Source organism: Rhodococcus sp. As11, from assembly GCF_048957735.1.
Taxonomy (GTDB): domain Bacteria; phylum Actinomycetota; class Actinomycetes; order Mycobacteriales; family Mycobacteriaceae; genus Rhodococcus; species Rhodococcus gordoniae.
Genome location: NZ_JARDJE010000015.1, coordinates 131,492 through 154,238, shown reverse-complemented (window position 1 = coordinate 154,238; position 22,747 = coordinate 131,492). Strand labels below are relative to the sequence as shown.

At 68.4% G+C, this 22,747-nt stretch carries 21 protein-coding genes and 1 pseudogene; 6 read left to right on the top strand and 16 right to left on the bottom strand.

The window, feature by feature from the left end:
- Nucleotides 1-72 precede the first annotated feature (72 nt).
- A pseudogene (locus tag PV766_RS18050) lies at nucleotides 73-954 on the top strand (Zn-binding domain-containing protein); the annotation flags it as partial.
- A gap of 7 nt (nucleotides 955-961) precedes the next feature.
- Here the strand turns inward: PV766_RS18050 and PV766_RS18045 are convergent.
- From PV766_RS18045 to ssd, 11 genes are all read right to left on the bottom strand, one after another.
- On the bottom strand, nucleotides 962-2,674 hold the full coding sequence (locus PV766_RS18045; protein ID WP_421097547.1) for an ABC transporter ATP-binding protein: 1,713 nt from the start codon (nucleotides 2,672-2,674) through the stop codon (nucleotides 962-964).
- A gap of 4 nt (nucleotides 2,675-2,678) precedes the next feature.
- On the bottom strand, nucleotides 2,679-3,626 hold the full coding sequence (locus PV766_RS18040) for an ABC transporter permease (RefSeq protein WP_088898784.1): 948 nt from the start codon (nucleotides 3,624-3,626) through the stop codon (nucleotides 2,679-2,681).
- The gene (locus tag PV766_RS18035) at nucleotides 3,626-4,549 is read right to left on the bottom strand and encodes an ABC transporter permease (protein WP_016934609.1); all 924 of its coding nucleotides are present in this window, start codon (nucleotides 4,547-4,549) and stop codon (nucleotides 3,626-3,628) included. Before PV766_RS18035 ends, PV766_RS18040 begins: the two co-directional genes overlap by 1 nt.
- 99 nt (nucleotides 4,550-4,648) lie before the next feature.
- Nucleotides 4,649-6,262, bottom strand: a complete 1,614-nt coding sequence (locus PV766_RS18030; RefSeq protein ID WP_421097546.1) for a peptide ABC transporter substrate-binding protein — start codon at nucleotides 6,260-6,262, stop codon at nucleotides 4,649-4,651.
- A gap of 444 nt (nucleotides 6,263-6,706) precedes the next feature.
- Nucleotides 6,707-7,066, bottom strand: coding sequence for an Rv3654c family TadE-like protein (locus PV766_RS18025; protein WP_129977724.1), 360 nt, complete (start codon nucleotides 7,064-7,066; stop codon nucleotides 6,707-6,709).
- On the bottom strand, nucleotides 7,063-7,437 hold the full coding sequence (locus PV766_RS18020) for a TadE family type IV pilus minor pilin (protein WP_100167921.1): 375 nt from the start codon (nucleotides 7,435-7,437) through the stop codon (nucleotides 7,063-7,065). The genes PV766_RS18025 and PV766_RS18020 overlap by 4 nt, the downstream gene beginning before the upstream one ends.
- 9 nt (nucleotides 7,438-7,446) lie before the next feature.
- Complete coding sequence (locus PV766_RS18015; protein ID WP_129977725.1) at nucleotides 7,447-7,665, bottom strand: DUF4244 domain-containing protein; 219 nt, start codon at nucleotides 7,663-7,665, stop codon at nucleotides 7,447-7,449.
- Nucleotides 7,666-7,711: 46 nt separating this feature from the next.
- Nucleotides 7,712-8,287, bottom strand: a complete 576-nt coding sequence (locus PV766_RS18010) for a type II secretion system F family protein (protein ID WP_129977726.1) — start codon at nucleotides 8,285-8,287, stop codon at nucleotides 7,712-7,714.
- On the bottom strand, nucleotides 8,284-9,087 hold the full coding sequence (locus tag PV766_RS18005; RefSeq protein WP_207213585.1) for a type II secretion system F family protein: 804 nt from the start codon (nucleotides 9,085-9,087) through the stop codon (nucleotides 8,284-8,286). The genes PV766_RS18010 and PV766_RS18005 overlap by 4 nt, the downstream gene beginning before the upstream one ends.
- Complete coding sequence (locus tag PV766_RS18000; RefSeq protein WP_129977727.1) at nucleotides 9,084-10,256, bottom strand: TadA family conjugal transfer-associated ATPase; 1,173 nt, start codon at nucleotides 10,254-10,256, stop codon at nucleotides 9,084-9,086. Before PV766_RS18000 ends, PV766_RS18005 begins: the two co-directional genes overlap by 4 nt.
- Nucleotides 10,253-11,323, bottom strand: coding sequence for a septum site-determining protein Ssd (gene ssd / locus PV766_RS17995; protein WP_129977728.1), 1,071 nt, complete (start codon nucleotides 11,321-11,323; stop codon nucleotides 10,253-10,255). The genes PV766_RS18000 and ssd overlap by 4 nt, the downstream gene beginning before the upstream one ends.
- A 361-nt stretch (nucleotides 11,324-11,684) precedes the next feature.
- Between ssd and PV766_RS17990 the strand changes: the two genes are divergently transcribed.
- Entirely contained in the window at nucleotides 11,685-12,539 is an 855-nt protein-coding gene (locus PV766_RS17990) for an HAD family hydrolase (protein WP_371053934.1), read from the top strand.
- A gap of 412 nt (nucleotides 12,540-12,951) precedes the next feature.
- Here PV766_RS17990 and PV766_RS17985 read toward each other — a convergent pair whose 3' ends face one another.
- Nucleotides 12,952-13,701 carry an oxidoreductase gene (locus PV766_RS17985; RefSeq protein ID WP_129977729.1) on the bottom strand — a complete coding sequence of 250 codons (750 nt, stop codon included), beginning with the start codon at nucleotides 13,699-13,701 and terminating at the stop codon, nucleotides 12,952-12,954.
- 197 nt (nucleotides 13,702-13,898) lie between these two features.
- Between PV766_RS17985 and acs the strand changes: the two genes are divergently transcribed.
- Entirely contained in the window at nucleotides 13,899-15,830 is a 1,932-nt protein-coding gene (acs, locus tag PV766_RS17980) for an acetate--CoA ligase (protein WP_129977730.1), read from the top strand.
- Between the two features lie 65 nt (nucleotides 15,831-15,895).
- On the opposite strand, the gene PV766_RS17975 is transcribed toward acs, so the two are convergent.
- Complete coding sequence (locus tag PV766_RS17975; RefSeq protein ID WP_421097545.1) at nucleotides 15,896-17,266, bottom strand: MFS transporter; 1,371 nt, start codon at nucleotides 17,264-17,266, stop codon at nucleotides 15,896-15,898.
- A gap of 205 nt (nucleotides 17,267-17,471) precedes the next feature.
- Between PV766_RS17975 and nhaA the strand changes: the two genes are divergently transcribed.
- The 3 genes from nhaA to PV766_RS17960 are packed head-to-tail and all read left to right on the top strand — an operon-like array spanning nucleotide 17,472 to nucleotide 20,163.
- Nucleotides 17,472-18,698, top strand: a complete 1,227-nt coding sequence (gene nhaA / locus PV766_RS17970; RefSeq protein WP_421097544.1) for a Na+/H+ antiporter NhaA — start codon at nucleotides 17,472-17,474, stop codon at nucleotides 18,696-18,698.
- A complete protein-coding gene (locus PV766_RS17965) occupies nucleotides 18,698-19,213 on the top strand; it encodes a phage holin family protein (RefSeq protein ID WP_016934631.1) in 516 nt (171 codons plus the stop codon). Before nhaA ends, PV766_RS17965 begins: the two co-directional genes overlap by 1 nt.
- Before the next feature lie 14 nt (nucleotides 19,214-19,227).
- Nucleotides 19,228-20,163 (top strand): alpha/beta fold hydrolase, encoded by a 936-nt coding sequence (locus tag PV766_RS17960; RefSeq protein ID WP_129977732.1) that lies wholly within the window; start codon nucleotides 19,228-19,230, stop codon nucleotides 20,161-20,163.
- Nucleotides 20,164-20,199: 36 nt separating this feature from the next.
- Here the strand turns inward: PV766_RS17960 and PV766_RS17955 are convergent, their stop codons facing one another.
- Genes PV766_RS17955 through PV766_RS17945 form a run of 3 tightly spaced genes read right to left on the bottom strand, consistent with a single transcriptional unit; the run spans nucleotide 20,200 to nucleotide 22,747 of the window.
- Complete coding sequence (locus PV766_RS17955; RefSeq protein ID WP_016934629.1) at nucleotides 20,200-21,387, bottom strand: MarP family serine protease; 1,188 nt, start codon at nucleotides 21,385-21,387, stop codon at nucleotides 20,200-20,202.
- Nucleotides 21,384-22,082, bottom strand: coding sequence for an NUDIX hydrolase (locus PV766_RS17950; protein ID WP_129977734.1), 699 nt, complete (start codon nucleotides 22,080-22,082; stop codon nucleotides 21,384-21,386). The genes PV766_RS17955 and PV766_RS17950 overlap by 4 nt, the downstream gene beginning before the upstream one ends.
- The gene (locus tag PV766_RS17945) at nucleotides 22,079-22,747 is read right to left on the bottom strand and encodes a TlpA family protein disulfide reductase (protein WP_064062812.1); all 669 of its coding nucleotides are present in this window, start codon (nucleotides 22,745-22,747) and stop codon (nucleotides 22,079-22,081) included. Before PV766_RS17945 ends, PV766_RS17950 begins: the two co-directional genes overlap by 4 nt.

Genomic DNA, 22,747 nt, shown 5'->3' with positions numbered 1-22,747 from the left:
ACTTGAAATCCGTCATCGTTCCGTCCGTCCAATCTCCGCCAAGCATGCTCAAGCTTCACGATTTTTGCAACAGAGCCGGGCCTGATCCGTCGCCGGCCGCACGGCTGGTTCGTCACCCCCGGTACGCAACCGCACGGCGATGTCGAGATCCGCGGCGGGATCGGCCATCAGATCTCGATCGTCGAGGGCGACACCGGCCGCATGCTCGGTACCGTCGACGCCGCCCGGGCGCCCGCGACCATCCATCCCGGCGCCGTGCACCTGCATCAGGGCGAGACATTCGTGGTCGACGAGTTGTATCTCGAGGACGGCATCGCCTTCGTGCACGCCGACGATCCGGAATGGTCGACGAGCGCTCGGGAGATCACCGACATCTGCTGCATCTCCGTCGACGAACGACGCGAGTACGGACCCGTCACGGTTGCGTCCGTGGGGGTCGAGGTGACGCACCGGGTGGTCGGCTATCTACGCCGCCTGCCGTCGGGAGAGGTGCTCGATCAGATTCCCCTCGACATGCCCGAACACACGCTCGACACCCGCGCGGTGATGTACACGATCGAACCCGACCTGTTCGGCAGGATCGGGGTGACGCCCGATCGCGTTCCGGGCGCGCTCCACGCCGCCGAGCACGCCGCGATCGGCCTGCTCCCCCTGCTCGCGACGTGCGATCGCGGCGATATCGGGGGCGTCTCCACCGATCTGCACCCCGACACCGGGCTGCCCACCGTCTTCGTCTACGACGGGCAACCGGGCGGTGCCGGATTCGCCGACCGTGGTTACCACCGGATCGTCGAGTGGCTCAGCGCCACCCGCGACGCGGTTGCAGCCTGCGAATGTGCCGCGGGATGCCCGTCGTGCGTGTACTCCCCCAAATGCGGGAACGGCAACGATCCGCTCGACAAGGCCGGGGCGGTCGCCGTCCTCGATGCCGTCCTCGCTGCGATCGGGGGATGACGCCGGCTCAGGCCACCGGCGCGCCCCCGGCCTCGGCCCGTTCGGCGGCCACCAGTGCGGCACGCTCCTCGCGCCGCCGCGCCTGCTCGGCAGGATCCGGGACGGGAACGGCCGCCAGCAGCCGCTTGGTGTACGGATCGGACGGCGAACGCAGGATGCGATCGGTCCGGTCGAACTCGACGAGTTTGCCGGCGCGCATCACGGCGATACGACGGGCCAGCACCTCGACGACGGCCAGGTCGTGGCTGATGAACAGACACGCGAAGCCGTACTCACGCTGCAGTTCCCGGAACAGCTCGAGCACCTTGGCCTGCACCGACACGTCCAGCGCGGAGGTGGGTTCGTCCGCGATCAGCAGTGTCGGTTCGAGAGCGAGTGCCCGCGCGATACCCACCCGCTGACGCTGTCCGCCGGAGAGCTGGTGCGGATAGCGGTTGCGCATGTCGCGGGGCAGATGTACCTGGTCGAGGAGTTCTTCGACCTTCTTGTTTCGCTGCGTGCGGTCCATCTCGGTGTGCAGCAGCATCGGCTCGGCGATGGACTGCCCGATCGGCCACCGCGGATTGAGCGACGAACCCGGATCCTGGAAGACGATGCCGATGTTGCGGCGCACCGGACGCAGGTCGCGCGCCGACATCTTCGTGATGTCGACACCGCCGACGGACAACGAACCCGAGTGCAATCCGACCAGGCCGACCGCGGCCTTGCCCATGGTCGACTTACCCGAGCCCGATTCACCGACGAGTCCGACGACCTCACCCGGTTCGATGTCGAGACTGACCCCGTCCACGGCGCGGAAACCGCTGTTGCGTCGGGCGCCGGGGTACTCGATCACCGCGTCGACGAGCCGGAGCGCGTGCTGCACGTCCGGAGTGTCGTCGGCACCCGTCTCACCGGCGCGCGAGCCGAGGTGAGGCACCGAGGCGAGCAGTTCGCGGGTGTAGGCGTGCTCCGGCGTGCCGAAGATCCGCTCCGACGTCCCCTGCTCGACGATCGCGCCGTTGCGCATGACGATGATGCGGTCGGCCATGTCGGCGACGACACCCATGTCGTGCGTGATGAGCACGATCGCCGCGTCCACCCGCTCGCGCAGGTCGCGCATGAGCTGCAGGATCTCCGCCTGCACCGTCACGTCGAGGGCCGTGGTGGGTTCGTCGGCGATGAGCACCGACGGCTCCGAGGCCAGCGCCTGCGCGATCATCGCGCGCTGACGCTGACCGCCGGAGAGCTGGTGCGGGTAGTAGCCGACGCGCTTCTCGGGCTCGGGCATGTCGACGAGACGCAGCAGCTCGATCACGCGCTCCTTCGCCTCGGTCTTCGTCACGTCGGCGTGCGCGCGGATGGCCTCGGTGATCTGCCACCCGATCGTGTAGACGGGATTGAGAGCCGTCATCGGCTCCTGGAAGATCACGGCGATGTCCTTGCCGCGCACCGAGTTCAGCTCGCGTTCCGTCAGGCCGGCGAGCTCGCGTCCACCGAGGGCGATGCTGCCGTCGACCCTGCTGTTGTCGGCGAGCAGACCCGGTACTGCCATGGCGGTCGTGGACTTGCCCGAACCGGATTCGCCGACGATCGCCACGATCTCTCCGCGTGCCACCTCGAACGAGACGTCGCGCACGGCGGTCCGCCAGGTCCGGTCCACCTCGAAATCGATGGTCAGACCGGAGACCTGCAGGATCGGCGCACCGGGGGTGGTCTTCTCACGCATATCGAGACTCATTGCGTCAGCTCCGTTTCGGGTCGAGCGCATCGCGCAACGCATCACCCATGAGAATGAAGGCCAGCACCGTGACCGACAGGAAGCCTGCCGGGAACAGCACCAGATGCGGCGAGGTGGAGAGATAGTTCTGGCCCAGATTGATCTGCAGACCCCAGGACATGGCCGGCATCTGCAGGCCGATACCAAGATACGACAGCGCTGCCTCGGCCGCGATGAACGTACCGACGGCCACGGTGGCGTAGACCAGTACCGGGGTCAGGGCGTTCGGGAGGATGTGCCGGACGAGGATGCGGAAGGTCGACGCGCCGAGCACCTGCGCCGCCTGGACGTACTCGCTGCCCTTGACGGCGATGACCGACGACCGCACCAGACGCATCGCGGTCATCCAGCCGAAGGCGATCAGCGCCATCGCGACCGTCAGGGCCGTCCTCTCGCTGGTCACGGTCAGCAGCACGAGCGCGCCGAGCAGGAGCGGGATGCCGAAGAAGACATCGGTGAACCGCGCCAGCACACTGTCGAGGATTCCTCCGAAATATCCTGCCAGCGAACCGATCAGGATGCCGATGACCAGCACGCCGATGACTGCCAGCAGACCGATGGACAGCGACACGCGGGCGCCGTAGACGACGTTGGCGTAGTAGTCACAACCCTGCAGATCGGTTCCGAACCAGTGCTGTGCGCTCGGCGGGAGGCGGGTGTCCGACAGGTCGCAGGCCCGCGGATCGATCCCGCGGGCGAACACCTGCGGCACCACCGCCATCGCGACGAGGACGATGGTGATGACGGCTCCGAACCAGAAGAACGCGCTGCGGCGCAGCTTCTTCCACGCGTTGCCCCACAGACTCGCCTGGCCGACGAGTTCGACGGCCTCACCGGTCACGACATTTCCCGGCTCGCCTTCCTGCACGGCGTGCTGGCGGGCGGCCTCGGCGTTATTGGAATCCATCACCACTACTCGTATCTGATCCGTGGGTCGAGGAAGGCGTACAGCACGTCCACGACGAGATTGAAGAAGATGTAGAAGAAGACCATCAGCGTGACGATGCCGACGACCACTGCACCTTCCTGGTTCTGCACAGCGTCGAAGATGGCGCGGCCGAGCCCGGGAATGTTGAACACCGACTCGGTGATGATCGCGCCGCCGAGCAACGCGCCGATGTCGGCACCGATGAACGTCACGACCGGGATGAGGCTGTTGCGCAAGGCATGCCGGGTCACGATGCGGCTGTATCCGACGCCCTTGGAACGGGCGGTGCGGATGTAGTCGGCCGCCATCGACTCCGAGACCGCGGTACGCGTCAGCCGCGCCACGTAGGCCATCGACAGGGATGCGAGCACCAGGCCGGGCAACAGGTAGCTGTACCAGCCGTCGTTGATACCGGCGATCGGGAACAGACCCAGCCTGTATCCCAGGACGTACTGCGAGACGAAGCCGAGGACGAACACCGGGATCGAGACGAGCAGCGTCGACGAGACGAGCACGAGATTGTCGAAGAAGGAGTTGCGGCGCAGCGCTGCGAGCACACCGGCCGTGACGCCGATGAGGATCTCGAAGACCACGGCCACGGCGGTCAGCTGGATGGTGACCGGCAACCGTTGCGAGATGGTGTCCAGCACCGGCCTACCGGAGAAGTCGGATCCGAAGTCGCCCTGGAACAGTCCGCCGACGTACTTGATGTACTGGACGAAGAACGGATCGTCGAGGTTGTACTGGGCGCGGAGCTGCGCCACGACCGCGGGAGCGAGCGGGCGATCGCCCGCCAGCGCGCGAATGGGATCGCCCGGAAGGGCGTAGACCATCGCGAAGATGAGGAACGAGGCGCCGATCAGGACCGGAACGGTCAGCAGCAATCGGCGCGTGATGAAGCGACCCACTGGGTTCTCCTATACGGAACAGAACGTCCTACGCGGGTGGTGGGGGGGGGGGGGGGGGGGGGGGCCCCCCCCCCCCCCCCCCCCCCCACCACTCGTCACTCAGCCGACCGTGACCTCTTCGGTCACGATGTCGCCGAACGCGTCGATCTTCACGTTGTCGACCCGGTCGCTCGTCACGGCCTGGTTCAGTCCGTAGAAGAGCGGCGTGGCGGGCATGTCGCGGAACAGGATGTCCTCGGCACGCTGGTATTCCACCGTGGCTTCGTCGAGGGTGTCGGCGTTGTTACCGGCCGACAGGGCCCCGTCGAACTCGGGGTTGCTGTAGAAGGACATGTTCGAACCGGCCGGCGGCATCGCGGCCGTGCTGTAGACGGGCGCCAGGAAGTTGTACAGCGACGGGTAGTCCATGATCCAGCCCATCCGGAACGGACCGGTCATGCCCTTGTCGTCCTGCAGCGGCAGGTACTGCGCGAACTGCAGGTCACCGCGAAGCACGTACTCGACACCGAGGTTGCTGCGGAACTGGTTGCCGATCGCGGTCATCCACTGGTCGTGCCCGGCTCCGGCGTTGAACCACAGATCGACCGGTCGACTGCGATCGAAGCCCGCCTCGTCGAGAAGTTTGTTGGCCTGCTCGACGTTCAGCTCGCACTTGGCGCCGCAGGCGTCCTCGCGGTACCCCTCGACGACGGGCGATCCGAAGGAGGCCGCCGGCGTGCGGGTGTCGGTGAAGATGGCCGTGGTGATGGCCTGACGATCGATCGCCATCGAGAATGCTTCGCGGACACGGGGATCGGCGAAACGCTCGTCGTAGGTCGGGAACGAGAGCGCGGTGATGTCGGGGCGGGCGCGCTCGACGTAACGATCACCGAACTGGTCGCGGGCGGTGGCCCAGGCGTCCGGCGGCAGATCCAGCAGCACGTCGAGGCCGCCGGCCTGGACGTCGGTGAAGGCGGTGGTCAGTTCGGTGTAGACCTTGAACTGTACGCCCTCGGCCTGCGCCGGGTTGTCACCGGCGTAGTCCTCGTACTTGGTCACGGTGAAGCCCTGACCGTCGACGAAGTCCTCGTCGGCCTTGAACGGGCCGTTGCCGATCGGACGGCGACCGAACGCCTCGGGGTCGTCGAAGAACACCTCGGGCAGAGGGTAGAACGCGGTGTACCCGAGGGTGACCGGGAAGATTGCGAACGGTTCCTTCAGCTCGACGGAGATCGTCGTGTCGTTCACGGCCTCGAGGCCCGACATGGTGGTCGCGGCGGGCTCGGCACCGTCGGCGGCCTGCAGCTCGTCGTATCCCTTGACGTTCTCGAAGAAGTACGAGGCGCCGTACGCGTTGGTGCTCAGAGCGGTGTAGTTCCACGCGTCGACATACGACTTCGCGGTGACGGGAGTTCCGTCGTGGAACGTCCAGCCCTCGTTCAGTTCGATGGTCCAGGTCATCTGGTCCTCGGACTCGACCGATTTCGCGACGCCGGTGTACTCCACCTCGCTGGTCTCGTCGTTGTAGCGCACCAACGGCGTGAACAGCGACTTGAGGACCTGATTGCCCTCGCTCTCGGTGGTGTTGCCCGGAACCAGCGGGTTCTCGGGCTGCATGATGTGCAGGCTGTAGACGCCCTCGGCACCGGAAGCGCTGCCGCCCCCACATGCCGCGAGCAGGCCGGCAGCCACGAAGCCTGCCGACACGGCCGCGATTACGCGCTTGACCCTCAAGATCGATCCTTCCTCAGTTCCCGCGGGACGAGGTCGCCGTCCGCGCAGGCCGCGATGGTCCGCGGTGTCGGTGTGGGCCACAGTGCGAACGATGTGCAGCCCGGAATGTCGGAGGACTCTAGACACACTTCGAGAGTCCGTCACGCGGCGTCCCCGATCGGGGGACCGGAAAAGAACGAACGAAATACCTTCGTAATCAGACAGGAACACGCGTCGCCTGCCGGATACGTCGATGCGAAAGAGTTCCGACCACGGAACCGACCCTCATCCCCGCACTACATCCGCTCCCGCACCCCTTACCGCTGCCCGACCGGGAACCGGAATTGCTTCGTCCACCACCACTGTGTCCACAATCGCCTATGACGACCGTCACACATAATAAGCACAGGTAAGCAACGAGCGCGAATCCGCTGGATACGGCCGCGAGCGACCCGCCGGCGGGCATCATCGGGCAGGACCGGCTCGCGCGACGGCCGTCGCCTCCTTCCCGCCGAAGAGGGCCGACACCACAGCGGTAACTTCGACGAGGGCGTCCCACTCGTCGATCTCGCAGCGCCGCAATCGCACTCGCATCCGTATGGTGATCACCTCGCTCGCCTCGCAGGCCCCCACGACCCCGCGGTCCAGCGCCGAGGCGACCGCCACCGCCGCCAGGTCGGCCGCCGCCTGCGCACGATGACGTGCGACGACGACCGACCCGACGTGCAGCAACGTGGCCGTGATCGCGATAAGGCCGGCCATCACGGCGCAGCCGATCACACTCGCGCTCCCGTCGTCGCCGAGGAGGGACGGGCCCGACCTCATCGCGTTCCTTCCGGCTCGCGCACCGCCACCGCCTCGGCCGTGAGGGTCAGCAACGGGAGCAGCGGGCTCTCCGCGGTCACGACCGCCACGATCAGATCTCCCTCCTCGCGTACCGCCACGCGTGCGTCCGGAGGCGCGACTCGCGTGGCCACATCGACCGCCCTCGCCTGATCTCCCCGCGCGGCGAGGCGTGCGGCTTCACGGGCGGCGTCATGGCACCGCACCTGGTACGCGATGCCCAGCACCGCGCCGAGGCACAGCACGAGCACCGTGACCAGGCTTGCGACGGCGAGAGCCGCTTCGACGGTGACCCCGCCTTCGTCCTCACGAACGAAGGCGCGTAACCAGCGTCGTCCGAGCATCTTTCGCATGCGTCGGTGTCACACCGCCGTGTTCAGGGCACGCTCGACAATGCCCGTCAACGCGGACACGATCGAATCGCCGGTCACCACGGTGTACAGCACCGCTCCGAAAGCCGCCGCCGCGATGGTCCCGATCGCATATTCCGCCGTCGACATGCCGTCGTCCTGTACGACGAGCCCGCAGAGACGACCACGCAAGCCACGTGAGAGCCCTGCGTCCGGTGTTCGTTTCCCCATCTTCCGTCCCTCCCATCCGTGCGGCGCGGACCGTCCGCGCCGACGTTCACATCAGCCCCGCACCCAGGACGTCCCGCGCCAGGCCGACGACGACCGGCACGATGCCCAGACATACGAAGGCGGGCAGAAAACACAATCCGAGGGGACCGCTCACGAGCACCCCGGCACGGTCGATCTCGGCGGCCACCCGGTCCTCCGTCTCGGCGCGATGCCGGACCGCGAGTTCGGCGACGGTATCCGACAAGGGCGCACCGGATTTCGCGGATCGTCGTGCCGCGCGCGCGAAGTCGTCCAGCGCATCGGTAGTTCCGGATCCCTCCCATGCCCCGGCCGGATCGGCTCCCAACGCCAACCGGTCGGCACCTCTCCGCAACGCCGCCGCGAGGTCGGGTGGAGCGGACTCCGCGACAACCCGCGCCGCAGAACCGGCGGGCATCCCTGCGCGCAGGCACGCCGCGAAGAGATCGAAGGCGGCGGGAAGCGCGTGCGGGTCGATGTCGGGTGGAGTTGTGTCAGTCTGATCGGCAATGGTTCTCGTGGAGAACAAGCGGGTCGCTCCGCGAGGCGTCGGTGCGACGACGAGCGAGGCCGCTCCCAGCAACACCGCCCACGTCGCGCTCATGTCCCCACCCGTGCCGCGATCCGGTCCGTCCACAACAGACCCGCACAGACCAGCACCGTGCCGACGACGAGCATGATTCCTCCGAGACCACCGGCGAGAAGGATGGTGAGCGGAGATGCACCCATGAGCTGCCCGAGACCGACCCCGAGCACCGGTAGTCCCGCCAGGACCGACGCCGTTGCCCTTGCACCGGCGAGCCCGGCCTCCGTGCGGGCGCGGATCCGCATGCGTGCGGCCAGATCGACTCGTGCAGCGCCGAGCAGCTCGGCGAGAGCCAGACCGTGACGGTCGGAGACCGACCACGCGTCGGCCACGCGAACCAGGCTGTCGGCGACACCGCTACCATCCGACGATGCTGCGGCCGAACGCAATCCGTGTGCGGCCGATCCGCCGAGCCGCGCCCGTGCCGCAGCGACCCGGAACGCCCCGGCGACGGGACCGGCCGTCTCCCGGGCAGCCGTTTCGCACGCGTCGGCGGGATGCGTGCCCACCCGCAGGTCGGCGATCACGGTGTCCAAGCCGGACAACAGCATTCGCCGATGATGATCGAGTTCGGCCGCGCGGTTCCGGGCTCGGCCACGCCACATCACGGTCGCGACGACCGTCGCAGCGGCCGCGGCCGGCGTGATCCCCGCCCACATCACGATCGTCGCGCCCACCGCGACCACCGCCCCGAGGACGAGAGCGCGCGGCACCGGACGCGGCATCGCCTCGGGTATTCCGCGTCGCAGCCGGCGACGGACCGAGAACGACGGCAGGACGACCATCGCTGCCGCAAGGCACAGAATCGCCGCGTTCACGGCGCGTCCCGTCGACGCAGTGTTCGTTCGAGGGCGTCCATGCCGTGCTCGCTGCCGCGATCGTGTGTCCATGCGGGGGTGACGATCACACCCGCGACCGCGTCGCGTTCGACCACGCCGATCTCCACGAGACGCCGCACTCCGTCGGTACCGCGGTGCACGTGCAGGACCACCTGCACCGCGGCGACGAGCTGACTGTGCAATGCGGGCCGGTCGAGGCCACCCAGCGCAGCGAGGGCCTCGAGCCGGGCAGGCACCTCGTCGGGCGAATTGGCGTGCACCGTCCCGGCGCCGCCGTCGTGACCCGTGTTCAAAGCGGTCAGAAGATCGACGACCTCTGCACCTCGCACCTCCCCGATGACGATGCGATCCGGTCGCATCCGCAGGGCCTGCCGCACGAGATCGCGGACGGTGACCTCGCCGACGCCCTCGACATTCGGTGCCCGCGCGACGAGCCGCACCACGTGCGGGTGGGCCGGAACCAGCTCGGCGGCGTCCTCGACGCAGACGATGCGTTCCGCCGGGGCGACCGCACCGAGGAGCGCCGCGAGCATGGTCGTCTTCCCTGCGCCGGTGCCCCCGACGACGAGGAAGGCCAACCGGGCACGCACGATGCGGAGCAACAACTGATAGGCGGCCTCGGAGACCGCTCCGCGGTCGCGCAGCGCGTCGAGCCCCTGGGTCGCGGGTCGCAGGACCCGCAGCGACAGGCACGTCCCACCCTGCGCGACCGGCGAGAGCACCGCGTGCAGCCGGACGCCGAACTCACCGTGTCCGGGCAGCCTGCCGTCGACCCACATCTGGGCGTCGTCGAGGCGGCGCCCGGCGAACAGCGCCAGTCGCTGTGCGAGTCGTCTGACCGCCGCTTCGTCGGGAAAGGTGACATCGGTCAGGCGCAGCCCGTTGCCGTGATCCACCCAGACGCGGTCGGGTGCGGTGACGAGCACGTCGGTGGTCGCCGGGTCCGCCAGGAGATCCTCGAGCGGACCCGCGCCGGTCAGTTCGGTCTGCAGATGTCGCAGGGCCGCAAGGAGATCGGAGTCCCCGAGCACCCCACCGGATTCGGCGCGCAGGGCGGCGGCGACGCGGGCGGGGGTGAGGTCTCCCGTCTCGTCGGCCAGCCGGTCGCGGACCCGGCCGAGGAGCTCGTCCCCGAGGATCCCGCTCATGCCGCCCGCCTCCGACCGGCGTGGTCGACACCGACGGCCGCCAGCACGTCGTGCGCCGCACCGAGCAGCGGCGACCGTGGCCGCAACCGCAGGCCGCCGCGTTCGAGCCTTTCCGTCAGGCCGGGCTCGGGACGCATCGAGGTGAGCACGTCCAGGCCCACCGCGTCGGCCACGTCGACGGCTCGCAGGCCACCGGGTGCAGGTCCGCGGACGACGACCCCTGCCGGTTCGCCACGGGCCGCGAGCGTGCGGGCGACCCGAGCAGCCGAGAGCACCGCGCCGATACGGGCCGGCACCACGAGAACGGTGAGGTCGGCCAGTGTGATCACCGCATCGGCGACGGGGTCGAAGCTACGTCCCACATCGCACACGACGGTCGTTCCTGCTCCTCGCGCCGCCTCGACGACCGACCCGGTGGCCCCGGCGGTGAGTCGTTCGTTGTTCTCGCGGTCGGTGGACAGGACTCCCACGCCGGACGACCAGACGGGCACGGCGTCGCGCAGGGCACGCGCCGAGATCCGTCCTCCGTCGACCGTGAGACCGGACCACCGCACACCGGGGTGCTCCTCGAGTCCGGTCAGGACATCGAGTCCCGCGCCGAACGGGTCGGCGTCGACGAGCAGGGTGTCGCGTCGCTCGTCGTGCCCCGCGGCCCAGGCCAGCGCGGCTGCGAAGGTCGACGCCCCCGCTCCGCCACACCCTCCGACGATCGCGAGGACGACACCTGCACCGGACGAGGGTTCGCCGGCGGCCGCGATGATCGAGAGCAGTTCCACCTCCTCGGACGGGAGCGCGAGGACGTGTTCGGCGCCGACGGTCGCGGCGGCCTGCCATTCCGTCAGGTCGGCGGTTCCGCTGCACACGAGGATCACGCCGGGGCGGCGCGGATACCCACCCGCGCACGACACGGCAGCAGCGGCGTCGAGGACGACGATGGGCGCGTCGGTCCACGCTCTGCGTGGCACCGGCACGGACATCTCGTGCAACGTGCGGTCGGCCGCCGCGACCACGCGACGGAGGTCGGCGATCAGCGCGGGATCGTCGACCAGTCCGAGGATGTCGTTCATGCCCGACAGGCTGCCGCGCCGCGGAGTCCGGGACGCCGCGAGAACGGCGCCGGAAGCCCTACCTGTGGATGAATCGGGGGCCTGTGGACAACCGGCGCATCCGCGACATTCGCAGGTCGATGCGCAGGATCCGGGGTGTAAGGACGGTACGGGGATCGGCAGGTAACGACCTCCGACAAAGCGACAGCCCTCGCCAGGGGGGAGGAGGCGAGGGCCGTCTGCGTTCAGCCCCGGGGGGTCGGGCTGACCACAACCCGAGTATCGACCCGGGCATTCGCGATAGTACACCGTTAGGCGCGACTACTTGCAACTTCAAACACCGGCGCGCCGGGCACTTCGAAGTCCGCGCACACCTATTGTGGTGATCGTGACCGACACGTCCGTGAATCCGTCCCGACCGGCCCCGTCGACGGGGGGCTCACCGGACGCGGCTCGCATCGCAGCGTTCTTCGATCTCGACAAGACCGTCATCGCCAGGTCGAGTGTGCTGGCCTTCACCCGCCCGTTCTTCGAAGAGGGTCTCCTCAGTCGTCGGGCCGTGCTGCAGAGCACCTACGCCCAGCTCCTCTACCTGCTCTCGGCGGCCGATCAGACCCGGGTGGACCGGATGCGCGAACACATCGCACACATGTGCAAGGGCTGGGACGTCGAGCAGGTCGGATCCATCGTCGAGAAGACCCTGCAGGACGTCGTGACGCCGCTCGTCTACGCGGAGGCGAAGGATCTGATCGCCGACCACCGGGCCCGTGGTCACGACGTGATCATCGTGTCGGCGTCGGGTCAGGAAGTGGTCACTCCGATCGCGCGGACACTCGGTGCCTCCCACAGCACGGGGAGCCGGATGCGCATCGTCGACGGACGATATGCCGGCGAGCTCGAGTTCTACTGTTTCGGAGAGGCGAAGGCGGTCGCGATCCGCGAACTCGCCGATCGATACGGCTACGACCTCTCCCGCAGTTACGCGTACTCCGATTCGGCCACCGACCTGCCGATGTTGCTGGAGGTCGGCCATCCACGTGCGGTCAACCCGGATCGTCCGTTGCGTCGGGCGGCCACCGAAAATGGTTGGCCCGTTCTGATTTTCGCCCGTCCTGTGCCGCTCGGACGGCGCGCCCGCCCCTCGCCGCGTGCCCTGGCGACGCTCGCCGTCACCCTCGGCGCGACCGCACTGATACTGGGTGCCACGCGTCGCCTGGTCAAACACCGGATGTGTTGACACTCAGGGTCACTCGCCGTGAGAGCAGAGCGAAGTGATGACCTCGGGGGCTTGCCCACATCTCCCGGACGGGGTAGAAAGGAGTTACGGAAGGGCGGAAGGCCAAGACCGAATCGGAAGAGAAGATTCGATCTCCCGACTGTTCTTCCCAGCACGGACACCGAGTACCCACGCGAAGCCGATGCCACTATAAGGGCACAAGTGTTGTGGGCCTGCGAGTTCCGGATTTTCGAAGACAAGTACCCCGCACCCGTTGCGAGGACGAATCGACGATACCCGGATCATCGCCGAGGCCGTTGAATCACAACCCATTTCAGCACGCATGGTAACTCGGACCGCCCGTGCTAGCGGGTGGCGGAATCGATCTCGATCGATATGCCACCCGCTTTCGCGTGTGGGGACACCTCCCCACTCACCCGGCAAAAGCCTCCGCGATCGACGTGGCCTCACGGGCACCGGCCTCGAGCGACCCGCAGCAGAACAGCACCCAGCCGCCGACACCCTCCACGGTTCCCGCCCCGAATCCGGTGACACCGTCGCGGTAGGCCTGCAGGCGGCGCATCCAGTGCACCTCGGGCACGCCGAGATTGTGCGTGTCGAGTCCGGACGCCACGCACACCAACCGGGACGCCGCCCGCGCTACGACACCGTCGGCGACACCGAACGGCTTCAGGACGGACAGTTCGCCGTGCACGACCGCCGCGAGAACCGGCGCCGGCGCATTCGTCCCGCCCGTGACGAGTTGCGCGAGCCCGTCGAGACGCTCGGCGACCCCCGGTTCCGTGCGCGGACGACCCAGGTCCTCCGCGTCCTCCACCAGATCGGCCGCGGCGAGCAGGTGGAGACGGGCGAGCGCCTGCAACGGAGCGCGACGCCAGGTCGCGACCATGGTGCCGAGCGCATCACCGTCGAGCGCCTGCGCGACCCGCAGCGCTCCGGCCAGGACCGGGTCTCCGCTCTCGCCCGGTCGGGGAAGTTCCGTCGACCCGCCGTCGATCGACGCCGAGGCACGTGCAGCCCGCACCGATGCCTCCGCAGCGGTGTTCGCCCACCCCCGCCGGTTGGTCCGATGCCGGTGCACCTCGGCGAGCGCGTCGCGGGCACGGTCTGCGGCGTCGCGCACGCCCGGAAGGTCGACGAGAGGCTGAAGAGGGTCGGTCACGTCGACGACGGTACCGGCGCCCACGCGTCGGGCGGCCGAGAGGTTCACCGGTCGTGCCGGAATACCGTTCGTCGCGCGAATTCGACCGATGAGCGAAAGTGACAGGGTTGCATATCGATGCAACGGTGCGGCGCCGGTCACAGATGATTACGCTCACAAGAGCCCGAATGGAACCACCCGGAAAGAGGCCCCGCATCATGACGAGCGCAGCCCAGGAGCACGAATCGAAGGCGTACCCGCCGAGCCCGGAGTTCACCGCCACCGCCAACGCCGGTCCGGAACTGCAGGCCGCGGCCGACGCCGATCGGCTCGGATTCTGGGACGAGCAGGCGAAACGACTCGACTGGGCGCAGCCCTGGACTCAGGTGCTCGACTGGTCGGACGCACCGTTCGCGAAGTGGTTCGTCGGCGGCACGCTGAATGTCGCCTACAACTGCGTCGACCGGCACGTCGAGGCCGGTAACGGCGATCGGGTCGCCATCCACTTCGAGGGCGAGCCGGGCGATTCCCGGTCGCTGACCTACAACGATCTGCTCGCCGAGGTCTCCCGCGCCGCGAACACCTTCACCGAGCTCGGCCTGGTCGCCGGCGACCGCGTCGCGATCTACATGCCGATGATCCCCGAGGCGATCGTCACGATGCTCGCGTGCGCGCGCCTCGGTCTGACTCATTCCGTGGTGTTCGGAGGATTCTCGTCCCATGCCCTGCGCTCGCGCATCGACGACGCCGAAGCGAAGCTGCTCGTCACGGTCGACGGCCAGTGGCGCCGCGGTCAGGCAGCGCCGCTCAAGAACGCCGCCGACGAGGCCGTCGCCGACGCGAAGTCGATCGAGCACGTGCTGGTCGTCGCGCGCACCGGTATCGACGTCGAGTGGACCGAGGGTCGTGACCTGTGGTGGCACGAGACCGTCGAGAAGGCGTCCCCGGAGCACGAGGCGCAGCCGTTCGACTCCGAGCACCCGCTGTTCATCCTGTACACCTCGGGCACCACGGGTAAGCCGAAGGGCATCATCCATACCTCCGGTGGCTATCTGACCCAGGCTTCGTACACCCACCACTACGTCTTCGACCACAAGCCCGGCAAGGACGTCTACTGGTGCACCGCCGACATCGGCTGGGTCACCGGCCACAGCTACATCGTCTACGGCCCGCTGAGCAACGGTGTCACGCAGGTCGTCTACGAGGGCACCCCCAACTCGCCGAACGAGCACCGGCACTTCGAGATCATCGAGAAGTACGGGGTGTCGATCTACTACACCGCCCCGACGCTCATCCGCACCTTCATGAAGTGGGGTCGCGAGATCCCCGACGCCCACGATCTGTCGTCGATCCGTCTGCTCGGCAGCGTCGGCGAGCCGATCAACCCGGAAGCGTGGCGCTGGTACCGCGAGGTCATCGGCGCGGATTCGGCCCCGATCGTCGACACCTGGTGGCAGACCGAGACGGGCGCGATCATGATCTCGCCGCTGCCCGGCATCACCGCCACCAAGCCCGGCTCGGCTATGGCTCCGCTACCCGGCATCTCGGCGAAGATCGTCGACGACGAGGCCGAGCCTCTCGGTCCGGGCGGTAACGGTTATCTGGTCCTCGACGAGCCGTGGCCGGCGATGCTGCGCGGCATCTGGGGCGACGATCAGCGTTACCGCGAGACCTACTGGTCGCGCTACGCCGAGCAGGGCTGGTACTTCGCCGGCGACGGTGCGCGTTACGACGAGGACGGAGCGCTGTGGGTGCTCGGTCGCGTCGACGACGTCATGAACGTCTCCGGCCACCGCATCTCCACCTCGGAGGTCGAGTCGGCGCTCGTGTCGCACCCGTCCGTCGCCGAGGCCGCGGTCGTCGGCGCCGCCGACGAGACCACCGGTCAGGGCATCGTCGCGTTCGTGATCCTGCGCGAGCATGTCGAGAACACCGGCGACACGCTCATCAAGGAACTGCGCGATCATGTCGCGGTGGAGATCTCCCCGATCGCCAAGCCGCGCCAGATCACCGTGGTGCCGGAGCTGCCGAAGACCCGCTCGGGCAAGATCATGCGCCGCCTGCTGCGCGACGTCGCCGAAGGCCGCGAGCTCGGCGACACCTCGACGCTCGTCGACCCGGCCGTCTTCGACGCGATCCGCGGCAAGTAGTCCCGAACGACGAGAAAGGCCCCTTCCGGATCGGATCCGGAAGGGGCCTTTCGCGGTCTGTGCGACTACACCTCGTCGAGCGACCGGTCGCGGGTCTCCTTGACGACGAGCAGCGCGACGAAGGTCGTCGCCGCGGCGATCAGCAGGTAGATGCCCACCCACCCGACGCCGTAGCTCGTGGCCAGCCACGTCGCGATGAAGGGGGCCACCGCGGCACCGAGGATGCTCGACACGTTGTACGAGATTCCGGAACCCGTGTAGCGGACGTTGGTCGGGAACAGCTCGGGCAGGATCGCGCTCTGCGGTCCGAAGGTCAGACCCATCAGCAGCATGCCGACGATGAGGAAGAACAGCATGCGGCCGGAGCTCATGCCGCCGCTCGACAGCAGGAACTGGAAGCACAGGCCGAACACCATGATCGCGCCCGTGACGACCAGCAGGGTCGAGCGGCGACCGTAGCGGTCGGCGAGCCACCCGGCGGCGGGAACCGCCGCGGCGAAGAACAGCACCGCGACCAGCTGCAGCACGAGGAAGTCCGCGTACCGGAAACCGGCACCGTGGCCACCTTCCTCGGGGGTCTTGCCCGTTCCGAAGCTCAGAACCCAGGTGGTCATGATGTAGAAGAGCGTGTACGTCGCGAGCATGACGAAGGTGCCGATGATCAGCTCACGCCAGCTGTTCTTGAACACCTCGGCGAGCGGCGTCTTGACCTTCTTGCCCTCGGCGACGGCCTTGGCGAAGACCGGCGTCTCCTCGAGCTTGAGCCGCACGTACAGCCCGATGATCACCATGATCGCGCTGAGCAGGAACGGAATGCGCCAGCCCCATTCGAGGAAGGCGCTCGACAGGTCGGGGTCGCCGTTGTCGTGCCCGAGCAGCAGCGTGATGATCAGGAACAGGCCGTTGGCTCCGATGAAGCCGATGGGTGCGCCGAGCTGCGGCCACATCGCCGCCCAGGCACGTTTGCCGGGCTCGGCCGTCTCGGTGGCGAGCAGGGCCGCGCCGGACCATTCCCCGCCCAGGCCCAGTCCCTGGCAGAAGCGCATGAGGGCCAGCAGGGCCGGCGCGATGAGCCCGGCCTGATGGTAGGTCGGCAGCAGACCGATGAGGAAGGTCGCAATCCCCATCGTCAGGAGCGAGCCGACGAGCGTGACCTTGCGGCCGATGCGGTCGCCGAAGTGCCCGAAGACGACGGATCCGACCGGGCGGGCGACGAAGGCGATACCGAAGGTCGCCAAGGAGGCGAGCAGCGCAGTCGTGCTGTTGCCCTGCGGGAAGAACAGGTGCGGGAACACCGAGACGGCGGCTGTCGCATAGATGTAGAAGTCGTAGAACTCGATGGACGTGCCGACCATGCTGGCGACGACGATCCGCCGGCGCGGGACACCCGCGACGATCGAGGAACCGCCGTCCTCCACTCCGACCGATGTGCTCACTGAACCAACTCCAGAACTTGTAACCAAATGGTGAGAAAAAATCCCAACTACTAGGAAAAGTGAACACCCCGGTTTCCGTCTCCCGCAAATCGGACACACTGGGTCTGCCCGACCCGTACCCCGTTAGACTCCTGACGGGGTGTGCCGGGAAGTCTGGTCGGCGACGGCTCGGCCGTGCCCGCATTCCCCCGACCGAAAGACACTCGTGTCCGACACCTCTTCGCCCACCTGGACCGCACCTCTGGGTCGCTTCCTCCGCACCGAGACGGTGGGTGGTTCGCTGCTGCTCATCGCCGCAGCGATAGCTCTGATCTGGATCAACTCCCCGTTCGGGGACTCCTACATCGCGCTGCGGGACTTCACCTTCGGCCCGGAATCCCTGCACCTGCACCTCTCGGTGGGCGACTGGGCCAAGGACGGCCTGCTCGCCGTCTTCTTCTTCGTCGCGGGCCTCGAGCTCAAACGCGAACTCGTCACGGGTGAACTCGCCGACCGCAAGAAGGCGATCCTGCCCGTGATCGCCGCAGCCGGCGGCGTGATCCTGCCGGCCCTCATCGCGGCCTTCGTCGGCTGGGGTGCACCGGGAATGGACCGGGGCTGGGCGATCCCGGTCGCCACCGACATCGCCTTCGCGCTCGGCGTGCTCGCTCTCACCGGTTCCCGCATCCCCACCAGCGCCCGAGTGTTCCTGTTGAGCCTGGCCGTGGTCGACGACCTCATCGGCATCGCGCTCATCGCGATCCTGTTCACCTCGGGCCTCGCCGTCGCGTGGTTGCTCGCCACGGTGGCCGCAGCGGCCGCGTACCGGTTCGCGCAGCAGAAGCGCGTCACCACCCCGTGGTTGTACGTACCGCTCGCACTGTTCACCTGGTACGCCATGCACAGCGCCGGTATCCACGCGACCGTCGCCGGGGTCCTCCTCGGCCTGCTCACACGTGTACGCAACGATCCCGGCGAGGACTACGCACCCGCCGAGCGGCTGGTCCATCGCATCCAGCCGTGGTCCGCCGGCCTGTGCGTTCCGCTGTTCGCCCTGTTCGCTTCGGGCGTGCCCATCGGTGCGCAGATGCTCGGCGAGGTGTTCACCGATCCTGTCGGCCAGTCCGTCGTCCTGGGGCTACTCGTCGGAAAGACCGTCGGAATCTTCGGCGCGACCTGGCTCGCGATCCGGTTCGGTCTCGCGACCCGCCCGACCGGGCTGATGTGGGGCGACGTGTTCGCGCTCGCCGTGATCGGCGGCATCGGATTCACGGTGAGCCTGCTCATCGCCGAACTCTCGCTCGGCGACATCCACGGCGGCGAGCCCGCCGAGATCGCCAAGGCCGCCGTGCTGGTGACGTCTTTGATCGCCTCCGTCATCGGGTCGGCGCTACTGTTACGGCGTGGGCGCGCCCACCGCCAACGGAACGAACCAACCGAAGGGGTCGAGTAGTGAGCGTGACGAACGCGAATCGTCCGGAGAACGGAGTCCCGTCGAGCATCTCGGGCATCCCGTTGACGAAGGTGGACGCTCCGACGCCCCGCGACGCCAGTGTGGGCGAACTGGTGCGCGATGCGGCGACACAGCTGTCCACCCTGTTCCGCGCCGAGGTCCAGCTCGCCAAGGCCGAGGTGACCGGTGAGGTCAAGAAGGGCGTGCAGGGCAGCCTGTTCTTCATCCTCGCGCTCGCCGTGCTGACCTTCAGCTCGTTCTTCTTCTTCTTCTTCCTCGCCGAACTGCTCGACATCTGGGTGGCGCGCTGGCTCGCCTTCCTCATCGTCTTCCTGATCATGGTGGTGGTGACCGCCCTGCTGGCCTTGATCGGCTATATGCGGGTGCGCAAGGTGCGCGCACCCAACAAGACCATCGACTCGCTCAAACAGACCGCGTCGATCCTCCCGAACAGCCAGGACGGACACGACTCGGCCGGCCCCCGCCACGCCGCGCCGCGTCACGCCACCCGCTGACCACCGGATCGTCAGTGCCCTTCCCCGACCCGTCCACGGTCCGATATCCCGGACCGTGGACGCATCGAGACATCCACGCCAACGGCATCCGATTCCATGCCGTCGAAGCCGGCCCGCACGACCCGGACACACCGCTCGTGGTGTTCGTGCACGGCTTCGCCGACCTGTGGTGGTCGTGGCGCCACCAGCTCACCGCCTTCGCGGAGCTCGGCTACCGGGCCGTGACCGTGGACCTGCGCGGTTACGGCGACACCGACAAGCCGCCGCGCGGGTACGACGGATGGACGCTCTCGAACGACATCGCGGGTCTGATCCGCGCGCTCGGCCACACCGAGGCGATCCTCGTCGGTCACGCCGACGGGGGCCTCGTGTGCTGGGCGACCGCGGTGCTCCATCCCACTCTCGTGCGGGCGATCGCGGTCGTCGACTCCCCGCACCCGATCTCGCTGCGCGATGCGACGCTGCGCGACCGCGCGCAACGCAAAGCCCTGCTGCCGACCTTCCTCGCCTACCAGCTGCCGTGGCGCCCCGAGCGGAAACTGGTCCGCGACGACGGCCGGGAGATCGAACGGCTGATGCGCGTGCGCTGCGGCCCCGACTGGCGGCGCACCGGCGAGTTCGCCGAGGTCGTCGACCGGCTTCGTTCAGCGATCCGCATCCCGGGCACGGCCCACCTGACCCTCGAATACCAGCGCTGGGCGTTCCGCAGTCAGTGGCGTCCCGACGGGCGCCGGTTCATGAAGGCCATGGACGTCGAGCTCACACTGCCGATCCTGCAACTCCACGGCGCACTGGATCCCTACGTCCTCGCGGCGACACTCCGCCGCTGCGTGCGGCACGCCCCCGGTCGGATCCTGAAATTCGTCGACGGGGCCGGCCACTACGCCCACCAGGAAAGGCCCGACGCGGTGACGGCGTTGCTCGCCGACTTCATCCGCACGCTCGACTGAATCCGCCCCGGGTGGGCGGCCGGACGATGCGGGCCGTCAGACGATGCAGGCGCCGGTCGCGACCGGCTGATTCCTTCCGGCCATCGCCAGCTGCCGGCTCACCTCTGCACCGGTGAGGACGAAGCCGGTATCGGTGTCGTCGACCGCCGCCCCGAAGACCATCCCGAGGACGTTGCCGGACGGATCGACCAGCGGACCACCCGAATTGCCCTGACGGATCGTGCCGCGCACCGTGTACACCTCACGTTCGACGGTGCCGCCGCGGTAGATGTCGGGGCCCTGCAGATCGAGTGTCTCGCGGATCCGCGCCGCACTCGCCGTGTACGGCCCGCCACCCGGATAGCCGAGCACGATCGCGTCGTCACCCGACTCCGCGGCCTCCGACTCGAAACGGAGCGGCTGCGCGGTCAGTCCCGGCACCGCGAGGATCGCGACATCCACTTCCGGGTCGAACAGCACGACCGTCGCGTCGAGCGGTCCGCTCTCCGTATCGACGGTCACCGCCGCGGTTCCTGCGACGACGTGCGCGTTCGTCATCACCCGTTCGGGTGCCACGACGAAGCCGGATCCCTCGAGCGCCTTCTGGCAGCTGGGCGCGACACCGTTGATACGCAGCACACTCGTCTGCAGCCGGGCCGGCACCGATCCTTCGAGCAGAGTGCCGTCGGGTACTTCCACCTCGGCGATCGGGGTGCGCCCGAACGGTCCGATCACCTCGGGCAGGCCCGATGTGTCGAGCAGCGCCGAGAACTCGTTGGGGATGGCACGCATCCAGTCGGGCGCGACATCGTCGACCGTCCCGAGCACATCGGAACCCCGGACGGCCGCGGAGACAGCGGGCTGGGTCGCGGCGGTCAGAGGGATGGCGAGCAGCCACGCGGCGACGAGCACCGCGACCGACTGCAGACCGGCGCCGACGACACTGTCCACCGCCCGCGCACCCGGACTGTGGATGCCGCTGCGCGCGGCACGGCCGAGCACCATGCCGGCCACCTCGCCGATCACGACCAGCACCACGATCAGGGCGATCCCGGCCAGGATGCGCATGCGGGCATCGTCGATGTGCACGAGCACGTGCGGGGCGATGAGGATGCCCGCGACCGCACCGAGCAGCACGCCCAGGAAGGCCAGAGCCGAGGCGACGGCTCCCTGCCGGAGCCCGGAGGACGCGGCGATCAGGACGATCACCACGATGATCAGATCGATCCAGCCCGATCCGGTCATGATTCGACCACCCCCGTCTCCACTTCGGTGAGCACGACGTCCAGATCACGGACATCGTCGTGATCCCACTCGATCTCCCAACCCGACACCGCGAACAGACCCGCGAGCACGCCCGCGGTGAAACCCCAGACCAGCATCCCGTCCACCTGGAAGGCCGGACCCTGATAACCCAGCCGGTGCCGGACCTGGAACCGGTTGTCGGGGTCGAGCAGTTCGTGCAGCGACACCCGGACCACGCGGGTGGCCTCCCGCGGGTCGACCACACCGACGGGACTCGGAGTCTCCCAGTAGGCGACCACAGGTGTCACCTCGAAGCCGGAGGGTGGGATGAACAGTTCGGGAAGCACCGCGAGCGGCCGGATGCCGGACGGGTCCAGGCCTGTTTCCTCCTGTGCCTCCCGCAACGCGGTGTGGATGGCTCCGTAGTCCTCCGGGTCGGCAGCGCCCCCGGGAAAGGCCACCTGTCCGCTGTGCTGCCGCAGCGTCGCGGCCCGCTGGGTGAGCAGGACGTCGGCGTCGGTGGGCAGTCCGCCGCGGGCGATGGGGTCGGTCGCCGGCGACCCGCCGAACAACACCAGGACCGAGGCCTGCCGCACCCGCGCGTCACGGGGTGCGCGACGGTTCAGGATCGGGTTGAGACCGTGGGGGTCGGCCGGGGACACCGAGGCGACACGCCGGAGCCATTCGGGGATCATGCGGCCACCCCCAGATGCTCCTCGACGAGCGAGGCGACCTCGTCGGCGGACCGGAACGGGATCGGCAGCACCGCGGCGACCGATCCGTCCGCGCGGAGCAGCACCGTCACGGGAAGGACCGCAGGCGCGCCGACGGCGGCCTGGACCCGTCCGGATCCGTCCTGGACACCCGGCAACCGCACGGCGTAGTCGGCGAGTTTGGAGAGCGCGTTCGACTCGTTGGGATCGGTGTGGACTGTGACGACCGTGACCGCGTCGCCCACGCGGGCGGCGTACTCCTCGAGCACGGGAAGTTCCTCGGCGCAGGGGCCGCACCACCAGGCCCACAGGTTCACCACGGCAGGCCTGCCGGCCAGGGCGGCCGCGAGGTCCACGGAGGATCCGTCACCGACACATTCGAAGACCAGTCCGGCGAGCGGACCGGCGGCAGGCCCGGGCACGCCCGGTTGCGGACACGACTCCAGTGCGGCGGCCTCCCGCAACGGTGCGAGGGCCTGCGCGTCGTCCTGGGGACGCCGGTCCACGGACGCGGCGGACGGCGTGGCCGGTCCGGATCCGGCGGCGGACGGAGTGTCGCCGCGGTCGCGCGGCCAGATCGCCACGATCAACGCGATGACGACGACGAGGGCTGCCAGGCTCCAACGGCCTGCTGTGGAAGGACGCAC